Below are 12591 nucleotides of genomic sequence, written 5' to 3'. Positions count from 1 at the left end.
CGCGCGGTCTGCTCCGCAGACACGACGCGCCGTCGCTACGCGACGGAAAGACAGCACCGAACTCCGTTCGGTATTCCGGGACTTCGTCCCGGGAATCCGGGCCACTCCGTGGCCCGGGAGGTCAACTCCGTTGACCTCGGGCTCGGATCGCTCCGCGATCCGGCCTGACGGAACACGCTCCGCGCGTTCCTAGGGCTGGCTAGAGGGAGAAGGGGTGGCGGTGCCTCGGGTGACGGGGACTCAGAGGGCTTATTTCGACCTGTCGTTGGGATGGAGTGCGGATCGGATGTGCCAGGAAACGCTCACTACAAGGGTCCCAGGATGGCAGAAACGAACAGACCAGAACACCCCCAACAAGCAGCGTGCGTCATCCTGCCAGGCCCGCTACCTTATGGAGAGATAAGCCACCCCCACCACAGGGTCCGGAGACCGGAACGGGGACACAACGCGCGGCCCGGAAAACCGTTCACGAAGAGGACAGAAAGCCAATCATCCGGCCCTCTGGTTTCCGGCATAACCGGATTCTAGCGGACCCAATAAAACGTCAGACGCGAGCGAGGAAGGGAAATTGCATGCCGGGGAAAGAACTGTTTCCGCATCAGGTGGAGGCCGTCGACGCCGTCCTCCGCGCTCTGCAGACACCTGCCGACGGACACATGCCGGCTGAGGGGCTGCGGACCCAGGTCATCGCCGCGACCGGCTCGGGTAAAACGTTGATCGCCGCCGAGGTTGCCCAAAAGCTGGCTGCGCGGCGGGTGTTGGTCTTGGTGCCAACCCTGGATCTACTGACACAGACCGCGGCCGTATGGCGGGAGGACGGCCGTACCGGGGCGATGATCGGGGTCTGCTCGCTACGGGCCGAGGACTCCGACAGCGTGCCCTGCACGACGGATCCGGCCGAACTCGTGGCGTGGGTACGGGGACTGGAGCGGGTGACGGTCTTCGCCACCTACGCCGCCGTCGGCATCGGCGTCCTCCAACGCGCACACGCCAAGGGCCTGGCCGTGTGGGACCTGATGGTCGTCGACGAGGCGCACCGCACCAGCGGAGACGCAGGCAAGCCGTGGGCGGCCGTGCACGACCAGGCCAAGATCCCGGCAGCCCGCCGCCTCTACATGACCGCCACAGCTCGCGTCTGGGAGGCAGCCGGGGGCGGTCGTGACGAGGTGCCGCGGCTGATCGCGAGCATGGACCCCGGCTCCGCCGTCTTCGGGCCCGTGGCGTTCAAGCTGACCCTGTCCGATGCCATCAGCCGCGGACTGGTCGCCCCCTACCAGGTGCTGTGCGTCGACATCAGCGACCCCGAGCTCCACGACGCGCACCAGGTCGCCGGCCTCGGCTCGGACGCGGTGCGAGGGACGCGGCTGGCGGCACTGCAGACCGGGATCCTGACAGCGGCGGCGCAGGAGGGGCTGCGGAAGGTACTGACGTTCCACAGCAAGGTCAGCGAGGCCGAGGCCATGGCCACCGGAGTCATCGATGTCGCCGAGCGGCTGTGGCAGGACGATCCACGACGGTTCCCCGTGCCGGATCGGGTGTGGGCCGACTGGCTGTGCGGCGAGCACGCCCCCGGCCACCGACGGGCCGTGCTCGCCGAGTTCGCCTCCGATGTCATCGAGCGCCCGGGGCGCAGCGGCGGGGAGCAGGAGCTGCTGCCTGCGGCACTGCGCGTGCTCAGCTCTGTGAAGGTTCTGGGTGAAGGGGTCGATACAGCGAATTGTGATTCCGTCGCCTTTTGCGATGCGCGGGGCTCGATGATCGACATCGTGCAAATGGTCGGCCGTGCTCTGCGCATCAAGCCCAGTGAAGGAAAAATCGCGTCACTGATCGTTCCCGTATTCCTCGCGCCAGGCGAAACTCCGGACGAAATGCTGACCTCTCCGGCCTACAACACCCTCGCCAAGGTCCTCGAAGCACTCCGCGCCCACGACACCGACACCATCGAAGCTCTCACCGACCCCCGGCGGCGCAGCGGCAGTTACATGCCGGAGGAGGAAACCGGTGAAGGCGACCAGGAGCAGCCGGAGGGCGAGCTGGGTCCGGGTGTGTCCGCACGGGAGTTGTTGAAGTTCAGCACGCCGCGGGATCCGGCGCAGCTGGCCCGGTTCGTGAAGCTGCGGGTGATAGAGCCGGAGAACAGCTTCTGGAGGCGTGGGATCGAGGCCGTCGCGCGGTACGTGGAGGAGACTGGCGCTCAGCAGCTGAAGGTGCCGTACGACTTCGTCACGCCGGACGACTGGTTGCCGGCGGGGTTTCCGCTGGGTACGTGGCTGGCCGATCAGCGGCGCTTTCACAAGGCCGGACGCCTGGCTCCGGCCCGCGCCGCCGAGCTCGACGGGCTCGGGATGGTGTGGTCGCACCAGGACGTCGCGTTCGAGGAAGGACTCACCGCTGCCCGCAACTGGGCAGCAGTGCACGGGCACTTCCTGCCGCCCGCCACCGCCGTCTGGGACGGCTACCCTGTCGGGACCTGGGCGAAAAATCAACGCACCGCCGCCCGGCTCGCGGATGCCATCGCGGAGCGCCGCGAGGCCGGCCTTCCCACCGGATCCAGCGCCAAAGCCCTCACCGGGGCACGGCGTGAGGCGCTGGAGGAGATCGACCCGGGCTGGTGCCCGGCGTGGGACACCGGGTGGCAGCGCTGTTTCCGTCTCGCGCAGGCTCATGTCGAGGGCGGCGGTGCGGTGCCGACAGGAGCGGGTGAGGTGATCGTGCAGGGCGAAGACCTCGGCCGCTGGGCCTGGGCATGCCGCCTCGGCTGGGACAGCCTCATGCCCGTCCAGCAATGGCTGCTCGAACACATCCTCGGCCTCACCCCGGCCGGACAGGACGAGCGGCCGGTGAAACGCACGCAGGAAGACAAATGGGCACTCAACCTTCGCGCTGCACGCCAGTACCGTGCCCGCGAAGGCCACCTCAGCGTCCCCAGGAAACACATCGAACACGTAGAGCCAGAAGGCGGACCGACAGGCCGTCAGGAAGGCGCTGAGGAGCTTGCGGCAGTGAAGCTCGGCATGGTCCTCGACAACATCAGGAAACGAGCCGACAAACTCACCGCACAACGCCGCACCGACCTCGACCGGCTCGGCATGCGCTGGACAGCCGGGTCGGCGGCACGGCCCCGGTAGAAAGACAGCAGGGGCTGGGTCTGTATGGATCCAGCCTCTCGGGTAGTTGCCAGGGATCGATAGGTACCTGCGGCCTGTGAGTGGCACGGGGCCCAGCCCGAGTACCAGGCCGCTCGACCATGCGCCGACGCCCCGCTCTCCCCCTTCCTTCCCCTCAACCACCAGCGAAACAAATGCCAAGATCGCCAAGTCGCCTTCGAAACACAGACGTCGGGGCGCAGTAGTGCCTTCGAATCAGCCAGACGTCTCCGCCCCGGCCTCTTGGCGCAGACTGCCCAGGCCAAGCGCCGGGCCGGCGGCGTGGCCCTGGTAGGGGCGGCTAGGGAATGCGGGAGGGCCCGGATCCCATCGGATCCGGGCCCTCTTCAGCAGTAGCGGGGACAGGATTTGAACCTGCGACCTCTGGGTTATGAGCCCAGCGAGCTACCGAGCTGCTCCACCCCGCGTCGGTAGCCCCCATCGTACGCCATCATGGCGGGCGCCAAAGACCACTTTTCTGCTGAGGGCCCATGTGGTGGTGAGGGTCGGTCAGTGGGTGGAGCCGAGCTTGCTGAAGACCCAGCGCAGGACTTCCTGGTCGACGCGGGTACGGCCGGTGCGTTGGAGGGCGGTGCGGGTGAGGGCGGTCAGGCGGTGAGCTGCGGTGGGGAGCGTGGCTGGGGCGAAGCGGTTCTGGCGTAGTTGCTCGGCGGCCTTGGCGTCGGCCCGCAGGCGGTGGGCGCGGCGGGTACGGGCACGGCGTAGCGCGGCGAGCTGTTCGTCAGTGGCCTGGTCGGCGAGGTGGGCGGTGCCCAGGTGGCGGCCGTGGGGTGTGCAGAGTTCGATCTCGTGGGTGTGGTGGGGCATGAACCGCACTGTGACCTCACGGCCTGCCTGTCCGGTCATCCAGTCGGCGATGTAGTCCCGGTTACGGAAGCGGACTCCGTGGCTGGTGATGGTGCGAGTGCGGCCGTCGTCCTCGAGCGTGAACGACCACACGTCCTTGGCAGGAATGTCGTTGAGCGGGGTCGGATCGGCCTGCCACGCTTCGACCGGTGTCGCGCCGTGCAGCTCGGCGGGACGGTGCTCGGTGTTCCACCACTGCGCCCAGGCCAGCAGTTCCTCGGTGAACGCCTCAAACGACAGTGGCTGCGCTGTTTGCGGGCGGCGGTCGGGGCGGCGGGCCGGGAGCGACGACGGAGCTGCGGCGGGCGCTGGCCACGCACCATATTGCCGGGCGGGTCTACCAGCTCGGAGCCGCGCTCGTCACGGTCACCGCGGACGCCGCCGGCGCCCAGGCCCTGGCCGTCCTGCTCACCCAGCCCGGCCAACAGCGCCCGCCGACCATGGGAGAGGAGAGCGGGTGGGGAGCGGGGCCGGTGGCCACCGCGGCCGTCGCCCTGGGCGACGCGCTCACCGCGTACGGGCCAAGCATCTACGCCCGCACCCTCGACTCGGGACAGGTCACCGCCGGCATGAGCCCCGAAGCCGCGCAGCAAGTCGCCGCTGCCCTGACGGCCAAGGAGTCAGGACGAAAAGGCGCGGCGGCGGGGGCTCGGTCACGGGTGGAAGGGCATCGGAGCCACCGCCCGCTCTCGGTAGGCGGCGGGGGCTGCTGATGGCTCGGATGGTTTGGCCCATGCGGCAGGGCTGTGGGCCGTAGGGTCCGGCCATGGGCGACTTCTACGTGCCGCATGCCTTCTCCAACATCGACGCGCATCCCTACCCGGTCCGGCTGGTCAACGCGCTGTTCCGTCTGCGGACCGAGGCGTTCTTCGTCTCCTACAAACAGCGCTTACGCCACCTGCTGCGGGCCCAGCCCGGCCGGCGGTTCCTCGACGTCGGAGCCGGCACCGGAGACGCCGCCCGCGAACTCGCCGAGGAGTCCGGCGCCCAGGTCGTCGCCTGTGACCTGTCCCGGATCATGTGCGAGACGATGAAGCACACCGGGCTGCGGCAGGTGGCCGTGGCCGACAGCCACCGCCTGCCGTTCAAGGGCGCGGCGTTCGAGGGGGCCTGGGCGGACCGCGTCCTGCAGCACGTCGAGGATCCCGACCGGGTCCTGGAGGAGATGCTGCGCGTCGTCCGTCCTGGCGGGCGGATCGTCGTCTGCGATCCGGACACCGCGACCCAGGCTCTCAACATCGAGGACCACCGCCTGGCCGCCAGGATCCTGGGCCTGCGTCAGACGGCCAGCATCCGGCATGGCACCTTCGCCCGCCGTGTCCCCGGCATCCTCGCCGCACGCGGCCTGCTCGACGTCCAGGTCGAGCCGCACACCCTGGTCGTCCGTGACAAGCGCACCGTCGACGACACGATGGGCATCCGCGACTGGGCCGACGTCTTCGCCGACCGCGGCTACATCGACCGCACCGAAGCACGCCGCTTCAACACCCTCCTCGACCACGCGATCGAGAGCGGCCAGTTCCTGTATTCGGTGACCTACTTCCTCACCTCCGCCACCACGCCCGCTATCGGGGGATGACGGGCGAGCCGATCGGGCGTAGGGCCTGGAGTGCTTCCGCGATGCTGTCGACGGTGCGGTCGGGTGCCGGCAGGGAGTCAGACCAGCTGCGTCCGTGCCGGATCCAGATGGTGTGCAGTCCGGCGAGCTGCGCGCCGATGACGTCGGCCTCGGGGGAGTCGCCGCACATCCAGCCGTCGGTCAGGTCGCTGCCGCAGCGTTCGGCGGCCAGGGTGAAGATTTCGGGGTCGGGCTTTCGGACGCCCGCTTCCTCGGAGATGCACCAGCCGTCGAGGTGCCGGACGAGTCCGGTGTGTTCGAGTACGGCGCCCTGGGTGAGGGTCAGGCCGTTGGTGACGACGCCGACCCTCCACCCGGATTCCCGGAGCTGCGCGATCTGGTCGAGGACGTGCTGGGGGCAGCGGAGGAAGAGCGGATACCGCTGCTGGTAGGCGTGATGCAGGGCTTCGATGCTGTCGCCGATCGCGAACCGGTCCCGGACTTCGGCGAAGAAGCGGTCCCGGGACTTGAGGCCGTTGTCGTCGGCCTCGACGATCCACTCAACAGCCGCCGTGCCCAGTCCCCGGTCGCGAGTAAACTCTTCGGCCCACTGCCGCAGGCCCTCCGCACGGTCCACGAGGGTGTTGTCGAGATCGAAGAGCACCAAGGGCGGTTTGTGCTTCGGTCCGGTGCCGGCCGTCTGCGGGCTGTCCGTCAGTCCCCTCGGTGCATGCACGAGGGGACAGTAACGGCTCGGGATGGGCGGCGTGGGTCAGATCGGCGGGGTGTACGCCCAGCGCCGGGCTTGTTCGAGGGCCGGGCGCCAGGAGGGAACGCCGTCGCGGCGCCAGCAGCTTGTCTGCCGGGCCTTCACCGCGTTCCAGAGGCTCCTTTGGGCTCGTCGTTGGTCAGGTCTCGATGATGGCCAGTATGTGCGCCGACATGTCGATTTGGCCTGAGTAAGCGTCAGACAGCCGGGCTGCTTCGACGGCCGCATCGAACAGGGTCGTGTCCGCGACGGACTGGCCGGTGTGCCGTTCGATGCTTTTGATCACGGGCCAGCTGGGTCCCTCGATTCCGTACATGGCGGTGAGCGGGAGAGCGGCGTCCGCGACCTCGGCGCGCAGCTCGGTGCTGGTGTGGAAGTACGCGGCGGTGAACAAGCCGGTGGGGTCGTTGTCCGGTTCGGGAACGTAGCCGGTGCGCAGCCGGTCGCCGAGGCGGTTGCGGATTCCGGCGTCGGTGAGGCTGCTGACGGTTCCGTAGTCGAGGAGGAGGGCCCAGCGGCTGATCACGGCGACGGCGATGAGGCCGCCGGGCCGTACGATGCGGCCGGCTTCATGCAGGGCGGTGATGCGGTCTTCCCGGTTGGGGAGGTGGTAGAGCGGGCCGAGGAGGAGGGCGCAGTCGTAGGTGTCGTCTTCGGCGGTCAGGAGCCGTGCGTCGCCGAGTTCGGTGGTGCATGCGGCGTACTCGGCGGCCTGGGCCAGGTGCCGGGCGACCGGGTCGACCAGGTGGACGGTGTGGCCGTCGTCGGCGAGCCATCGGGCGTGTGTGCCGGGGCCGCCGCCCACGTCGATGATCTGGGCTGGGGCTGCGGGGAGGTGGCGGCGCAGCAGTTCCTGGGTGCGGAGCAACTCGAGGCGGCCGGCGGCCGGGGTGAGTAGTCGGTCGGTCTGGTCGTGGGTCTCGTAGTGGGCGATGACGCGCGGGTCCATCTCGGGCATCGGGTTTCCTCTCCTCTTCGCAGGGTCAGGTGGCCTGGAGGGTGTTGGTGTGGAGGGTGCACAGGTCGGTGAAGAGGCCGCCGTCGTCCAGGTACTGGACGAGTGCGGCGTCCCCGTTGCCCTGGCCGTCGATGGCGGAGGCCCCGCTGTCGATGGGGACTTTGATGAGGCGGCTGTCGGGGAGGAGCTGTTGGAGCTGGTCTCCGGCTGTTCCGGGGAAGGGCTGCCAACTGTGGGAGCACCGGGGGCAGGTGGCGGCGGCCATGTTCTCGACGATCGCGGCGATGGGGATGTCGGCCTCTTGCAGCATGCGCAGGGAGCGGCGCACGTCGACGAGCGCGAGTTCGTGCGGGGTGGTGACGATGACCGCGGCGATGCAGTGGAACTCGTCGAGGACGGCGAGCTGGGTTTCCCCGGTGCCCGGGGGCATGTCGATGACGAGCAGGTCGAGGGGGCCCCAGTCGGTGTCGTGGAAGAGCTGGTGGAGTGCGCCGCGCAGCAGGGGGCCGTGCCAGATGTAGGGGTGGTCGGCGTCGGCGAGGAAGCCGGTGGAGACGACGGGGATGCCGCCGCTGATGGCGGGCTGGATGCGCTGGTTGAGGATGCGCAGGCGGGTGTCGGCTCCGAAGAGGGTGGGGGCGCTGGGGCCGGTGAGGTCGGCGTCGAAGTGGCCGACGTTGAGGCCGCGGGCTTTGAGGCCCCGGCTGGTGGCCTTGGCCACGGTGCTCTTGCCGACGCCGCCTTTGCCGCTGCAGACGTACACCGCCTTCGGGCTCTGTTCCTCAGGCACGGCGGGGCTCCTTCTTGTGGGTGGGGGCGGTGTCGAGGGCGAGGTGGGTTCCGTCCACGGTGGCGGTCACGCCGAGGGGGTAGGTGGGCAGCGGGTCGACGTGCCCGCCCTCCATCCCGGTGGTCACGGGGTAGTGGCCGCCTCGGGTGTGCGCGGCGAGGACGTTCTCGAACTCCTCGGCGGGCAGGTGGTTGGGGGTGCGCAGGAGAACGACCGCGGCGGGGTCGGTGGTGATCCCGGCGTGCCTAAGGTGGGTGAGGTCGGCGTCGGCGTCCTCGGGGCGGTAGGCGTGGTCCGGGATGTCGATCAGCAGGACGTGGCCGGTGAGGTCCGGCTGCCAGGGTGTCCCGGCCAGGTGGCGCAGGGAGGGCAGGCAGAACGGGGCCAGGGGCCCGCTCCCCTGGCCCTCGCGCAAGGCCCGGCGCGGCGGGGCGGGGCGGACGAGGCGGGGCCGCCGATCAGCCTGGGCACTCGTGTGTTCCTCGTGTACGAGGTAGCCGGATGGCGGGATGGGGCCGGGCGCGGTGGTGGCGGAGGTGACGGTGCGGAAGTGGCCGGCGGTGTAGGGGAACGGCTGGCCGTGCTCGCCCCACTGGGGGATGAGCGCCGGGCCGTAGAACGTGACCAGGCCGGTGATCTGGTGGATGGCGTGGTGCAGGACGGTGGTGTCCGAGTAGCCGCACAGCACCTTGGGGTTCGCGGTGATCGTGTCCCAGTCCAGGTGGGGCAGGAGCTGGGCGGTGTGGTTGCCGCCGATGGTGGTGATGATCCCGTGGACCGACCGGTCGGCGAAGGCCGCGTTCAGGTCTGCCGCGCGCTGCTCGGGGGTGCCGCTGGTCCAGCCTAAGCGGCCGAAGGTCGTGGGGGCGGTGACCGTGTTGTATCCGGCGGCCTGGAGGTTGCGGATGCCGCGGGTGAAGGTGTCGGGGTACTGGGCGGGGCCGGGTGAGGAGAGGGTGAGGACGGCGAGGGTGTCGCCGTGCTGGAGCGCCGGGGCGAGGCGCGGTGGGGGCGTCACCGCCGACGCTCGTGGACGAGGTCGGCGATGTCGGCGGGGATGGTGGTTGCCCAGGCGGCGAGTGCGGCCGCCATGGTCGTGGGGAAGTCGCCGCGCAGGAGCCCGAGGCATACCAGGCCCACGGCGACGGCGCCGCTGGCGGGCGGGATGCACGTGATCTCGGCCGCCTCCAGGCGGCGCACTCGGGTGTAGGCGGTGAGGATGTCGGCTGCGGCCGGGTGGTTGATGGGGCCGGGCAGGGTGGGGGCGAAGTTGGTCGAGTCCTGCTGGTAGTGCACGGAGCAGAACGACAGCAGTGCCTCGGCGATGTCGCGCAGGCAGGGGCCGCGGTGGGCGTTGTCGAAGTCGATCAGCATGGCGCGCTCGCCGTAGATGAGGTTCCACGGGTTGGTGTCGCCGTGGGTGAGCTGGCCGGTGAGTCCGTCCCACCCGGCGGCTTCGGCCTGCTCCCTCCAGGACCGTACGGCGAGCTCCATGACGTCGAGTACGGCGGTGGGGACGGCGGTGCTCTCCCGGGCGAGGGCGACGTGCTCGACGGCCACGGCGAACGTGTTCTCCGCCGGCTCGTCCGGTACGTCCACGGCGGCCGCGTGGAGACGGGCGATCGCTTCGCCGGCCTGGGCCCGGTCGGCAGGGGTGCTCGAGTAACGGCGGCCGGGGACGTACTCGGTGAGGGTGAAGTAGGAACCGGCGATCTCGAACCAGGGCCGGCCGGTGAGTGTGTGGAGCAGGCGGGGCACCGGCGCACCGGCGTCGTGGGCCTGGGTCTGCCAGCGGGTGGCCAGGACCAGGGCGTCCCGCTCGCAGTACCAGGGGATCTGCTTGAGGAACAGCCTGGTCCCGTCGCTGCCTTCGACGACCATCTTCCGGCTGGTCTGCGACCGGACGTCGATGAGCGTGCAGTGGTCGCCGTCCAGGAGGATCGGCCGGAACCCGGTCAGGGGGCCGAGCCCGTAGGCGTCCGAGAGCTGGTGGAGCAGCCCGCCATCGAACGAGAAGAATCCGTACTGCTGTGGTTTGCGGAGAATCGGCACGCTGGGTGCACCTCCCGGGCTCGGCGCTACCATCGGACGCTCGAACCGCCCGATGGAGGAGTCGACTTGAAGTACGCGATCAATGTGGATGTCGCCTTGAAGCGCGGGGACAAGTGGCTGCTGATCGTGAGAGGGCTGAACGAGGAGCACGCGGCCGGCCGCCTGTCCCTGGTCGGCGGCACGGTGGACACCGACGCCCCCGGCGGGGGCGATGTCCTTCTGGAGACCGCGCGCCGGGAAGTCCTCGAAGAGATCGGCATCGATCTGAGCGGCGTGCCGCTCGCCTACGCCGAGAGCGTGTTCTTCGTGACCGACACCGGCAGCCCGGTCGTCAACGTCGTGCTGGCGGCCGAGCTCCCTGTCGGCGCCGAGCCGCGCATCGCCTCGCCCGAGGAAGTGGCAGGGCTCCGGTGGGAGACCCTGCCCTCTCTCGAAGATGACGAGAGCTGCCCGGCGTGGACGCTCCAGGGCGTGCAGCGCGCGGCGGCCGCCCTCGGCCGCACTCCCGCCGTCTAGGTCAGGGGGTGCAGTCCAGGCCGTTGCGCCGCACCAGGATCTGAAGATCCCGGATGTCGTCGTGGTCCAGCACCCACAGCAGCAGCCGCTCCACCCCCATGCCGAACCCCGACGTCCGAAGCGGCCGGCGCTCGCGCATCTCGATGTACCAGCCGTACGGCTCCTGGCCGACCTGATGGTCGGCCAGGGCACCGCGCACCTCCTCGGCGGTGGCATGGCGCTCCCCCGCGCCGACAACCTCCCCGACCCCCAGCAGGAGATCGGCGTTCAACGCGGTGAGATGGTCGTCGTCGGCGTACGCCTGGTAGAAGGGCACGGCCAGGTGGTCGTAGTGGGTGACCCACACCGGCCGCCCGCACAAGGCCAGCAGGCGCTGCTCCGCCGCGCGGGTCAGCGTCCGCCACGTGCGCCCGCCCGCCCCGGTCCCCGTCCGGACCAGCTCCGGATCCGACCTCAGCAGCCGGTCCGCCTCAGCGAACGGCATCCGCTCGAACGGACCCGCGCCCGCGGCGACATCCTCCAGGTGGACGACCGTCCCCGCCACGGTGCGCACGGTGTCGGCGCACGTGACCAGGAGGTGCTGGGCGAGGTGACGCAGGTAGTCCTCCACGGTGGCCATGGCCGTGTCGAGGGATCCGGGAAGTTCGGCCTCGCTGTGGAAGAACTGGCACAGGTGGGACTCGTCCGGGTCCTCCCCGCGGAAGGACGGCATCAGGTAGTAGCAGCCGCGCCCGGCCAGCCGGCAGCCGTACTCCAGCGCGAACTGCATGGAGTCGGCCAGGTAGACGTTCTTGCCGAACATCTCGACCTCGACCGGCTCGGAGTCGGAGCCCAGCCCCATCGGGGAGGACACCGCGCCGGTCGTCACCGGAAGGTGCAAGGTCGGCACCCGGCGGCCCGCCCAGAACGCGGTCGTCGCGTACGAGACAGCGTCCTGCAGCGTCACCAGGGTGCGGCCCCACGGGGAGCCGATCAGTTCCAGGTAGCGGGTAGGCGCGGACCACAGCGGGGGCTTGCCTACGGCGGTGGCGGGCATCAGCGGTTCTCCGTTCCGGTCAAGGGCACGAACTCGTGGGTGAAGTACCGGTCGTACACGCCGGGTTCGAGGAACAGCTCCGGCTGTTCGGGGACACCGGTGGCGAGCGGGCGGCGCAGGACCAGGTCCATCACCCCGAGGTGGCGGTGGTTGTCGTTGAACACATGGCAGGCGTGCCGCCACTGCTCGCGGACCCGGTCGCGCTGCTCCGGGGGGAGGGCCTGGATGCGGGCGCTGCTGGTGAGGTGCTCGGCGTAGGCATCGACGACCTCCGTCGGCCGGGCCGCCAGGGGACGCCGGGTGAAGTCGTACAGCTCCCATCCGGCAGGGGCGAGTTCCTCCAGCCACTCCTTCCACCCGTAGACGGGGACACGGAACCCGAGCACGTCCGCCAGCCGGTCCGGCAGGGACGCCGGCGGATTACTCCGGTAGTACAGGTGCGTGATCGAGACCATGCCCAGCGGGCGCAGCACCCGCCGGATCTCGCTGAACGCCAGCTCCCTGCCTTCGACGAACCCGAGCGCTCCCCCACAGACCACGACGTCGAACGTCTCCTCGTCCCACGGCAGCTTCCGCACGTCGCCAACGCGGAACGAGACCCGTTCAGCGATCCGTGCGGGGAGCGCCGCGGCGCTGCGTCGGGCTTCCTCGACGGCCGCCGCGCTGATCTCCACGCCGTCTGCGCGGCAGCCGGTGATGGCGGCGAGTTCGATGGAGGTGAAGCCGGTGTTCGACCCGACTTCGAGCACCCGGTGGTGCGGCCCAACGTGCAGGGACTGGGCGAGGCGGGATATGGCACGCTTCCCGCCAGGACAACGATTGGTCTCACCCACCAGCGAGACCAAGTCCACGTAACCGATGTGCTGACCGAGATCCATTCAGCCTCTCCTGTCGGTTGA

12 protein-coding genes and 1 tRNA gene are annotated in these 12591 nt (G+C 69.8%); 4 read left to right on the top strand and 9 right to left on the bottom strand.

Features of this window, described 5'->3' with window-relative positions; translation table 11 throughout:
• Positions 1-572: 572 nt before the first annotated feature.
• Entirely contained in the window at positions 573-3128 is a 2556-nt protein-coding gene (locus ACIHFE_RS30715) for a Helicase associated domain protein (RefSeq protein ID WP_400111759.1), read from the top strand.
• 372 nt (positions 3129-3500) lie between these two features.
• On the opposite strand, the gene ACIHFE_RS30710 is transcribed toward ACIHFE_RS30715, so the two are convergent.
• Positions 3501-3574 (bottom strand) — tRNA-Met (locus ACIHFE_RS30710).
• 82 nt (positions 3575-3656) lie between these two features.
• Positions 3657-4106: a Mu transposase C-terminal domain-containing protein gene (locus ACIHFE_RS30705; RefSeq protein WP_400111758.1), complete on the bottom strand. Its 450-nt coding sequence runs from the start codon at positions 4104-4106 to the stop codon at positions 3657-3659.
• A 146-nt stretch (positions 4107-4252) separates the two neighbouring features.
• On the opposite strand from ACIHFE_RS30705, the gene ACIHFE_RS30700 reads away from it, so the two are divergent.
• Both ACIHFE_RS30700 and ACIHFE_RS30695 read left to right on the top strand, forming a co-directional pair.
• Positions 4253-4726 (top strand): hypothetical protein, encoded by a 474-nt coding sequence (locus ACIHFE_RS30700; RefSeq protein ID WP_400111756.1) that lies wholly within the window; start codon positions 4253-4255, stop codon positions 4724-4726.
• Between the two features lie 53 nt (positions 4727-4779).
• Positions 4780-5592 (top strand): methyltransferase domain-containing protein, encoded by an 813-nt coding sequence (locus tag ACIHFE_RS30695; protein ID WP_400111754.1) that lies wholly within the window; start codon positions 4780-4782, stop codon positions 5590-5592.
• Here ACIHFE_RS30695 and ACIHFE_RS30690 read toward each other — a convergent pair.
• The 5 genes from ACIHFE_RS30690 to ACIHFE_RS30670 form a co-directional block, all read right to left on the bottom strand.
• The gene (locus tag ACIHFE_RS30690) at positions 5579-6307 is read right to left on the bottom strand and encodes an HAD family hydrolase (protein ID WP_400111752.1); all 729 of its coding nucleotides are present in this window, start codon (positions 6305-6307) and stop codon (positions 5579-5581) included. The two genes, ACIHFE_RS30695 and ACIHFE_RS30690, sit on opposite strands and share 14 nt — an antisense overlap.
• Positions 6308-6479: 172 nt before the next feature.
• On the bottom strand, positions 6480-7298 hold the full coding sequence (locus ACIHFE_RS30685; RefSeq protein WP_400111750.1) for a class I SAM-dependent methyltransferase: 819 nt from the start codon (positions 7296-7298) through the stop codon (positions 6480-6482).
• Between the two features lie 25 nt (positions 7299-7323).
• On the bottom strand, positions 7324-8088 hold the full coding sequence (locus ACIHFE_RS30680; RefSeq protein ID WP_400111748.1) for an ATP-binding protein: 765 nt from the start codon (positions 8086-8088) through the stop codon (positions 7324-7326).
• On the bottom strand, positions 8081-9106 hold the full coding sequence (locus ACIHFE_RS30675; protein ID WP_400111746.1) for an LD-carboxypeptidase: 1026 nt from the start codon (positions 9104-9106) through the stop codon (positions 8081-8083). The genes ACIHFE_RS30680 and ACIHFE_RS30675 overlap by 8 nt, the downstream gene beginning before the upstream one ends.
• Positions 9103-10140, bottom strand: a complete 1038-nt coding sequence (locus tag ACIHFE_RS30670; RefSeq protein ID WP_400111744.1) for a phosphotransferase enzyme family protein — start codon at positions 10138-10140, stop codon at positions 9103-9105. The genes ACIHFE_RS30675 and ACIHFE_RS30670 overlap by 4 nt, the downstream gene beginning before the upstream one ends.
• Before the next feature lie 66 nt (positions 10141-10206).
• Between ACIHFE_RS30670 and ACIHFE_RS30665 the strand changes: the two genes are divergently transcribed.
• The gene (locus ACIHFE_RS30665; protein WP_400111742.1) at positions 10207-10656 is read left to right on the top strand and encodes an NUDIX hydrolase; all 450 of its coding nucleotides are present in this window, start codon (positions 10207-10209) and stop codon (positions 10654-10656) included.
• Position 10657: 1 nt separating this feature from the next.
• Here the strand turns inward: ACIHFE_RS30665 and ACIHFE_RS30660 are convergent, their stop codons facing one another.
• Positions 10658-11692, bottom strand: coding sequence for an amino acid--tRNA ligase-related protein (locus tag ACIHFE_RS30660; protein WP_400111740.1), 1035 nt, complete (start codon positions 11690-11692; stop codon positions 10658-10660).
• Positions 11692-12570 (bottom strand): class I SAM-dependent methyltransferase, encoded by an 879-nt coding sequence (locus ACIHFE_RS30655; protein ID WP_400111738.1) that lies wholly within the window; start codon positions 12568-12570, stop codon positions 11692-11694. The genes ACIHFE_RS30660 and ACIHFE_RS30655 overlap by 1 nt, the downstream gene beginning before the upstream one ends.
• Positions 12571-12591: the final 21 nt, after the last annotated feature.

The sequence above is a fragment of the Streptomyces sp. NPDC052396 genome (genome assembly GCF_044593195.1).
In the GTDB taxonomy this organism is placed as follows: domain Bacteria; phylum Actinomycetota; class Actinomycetes; order Streptomycetales; family Streptomycetaceae; genus Streptomyces.
This window is presented reverse-complemented; position numbering and strand designations above follow the sequence as displayed.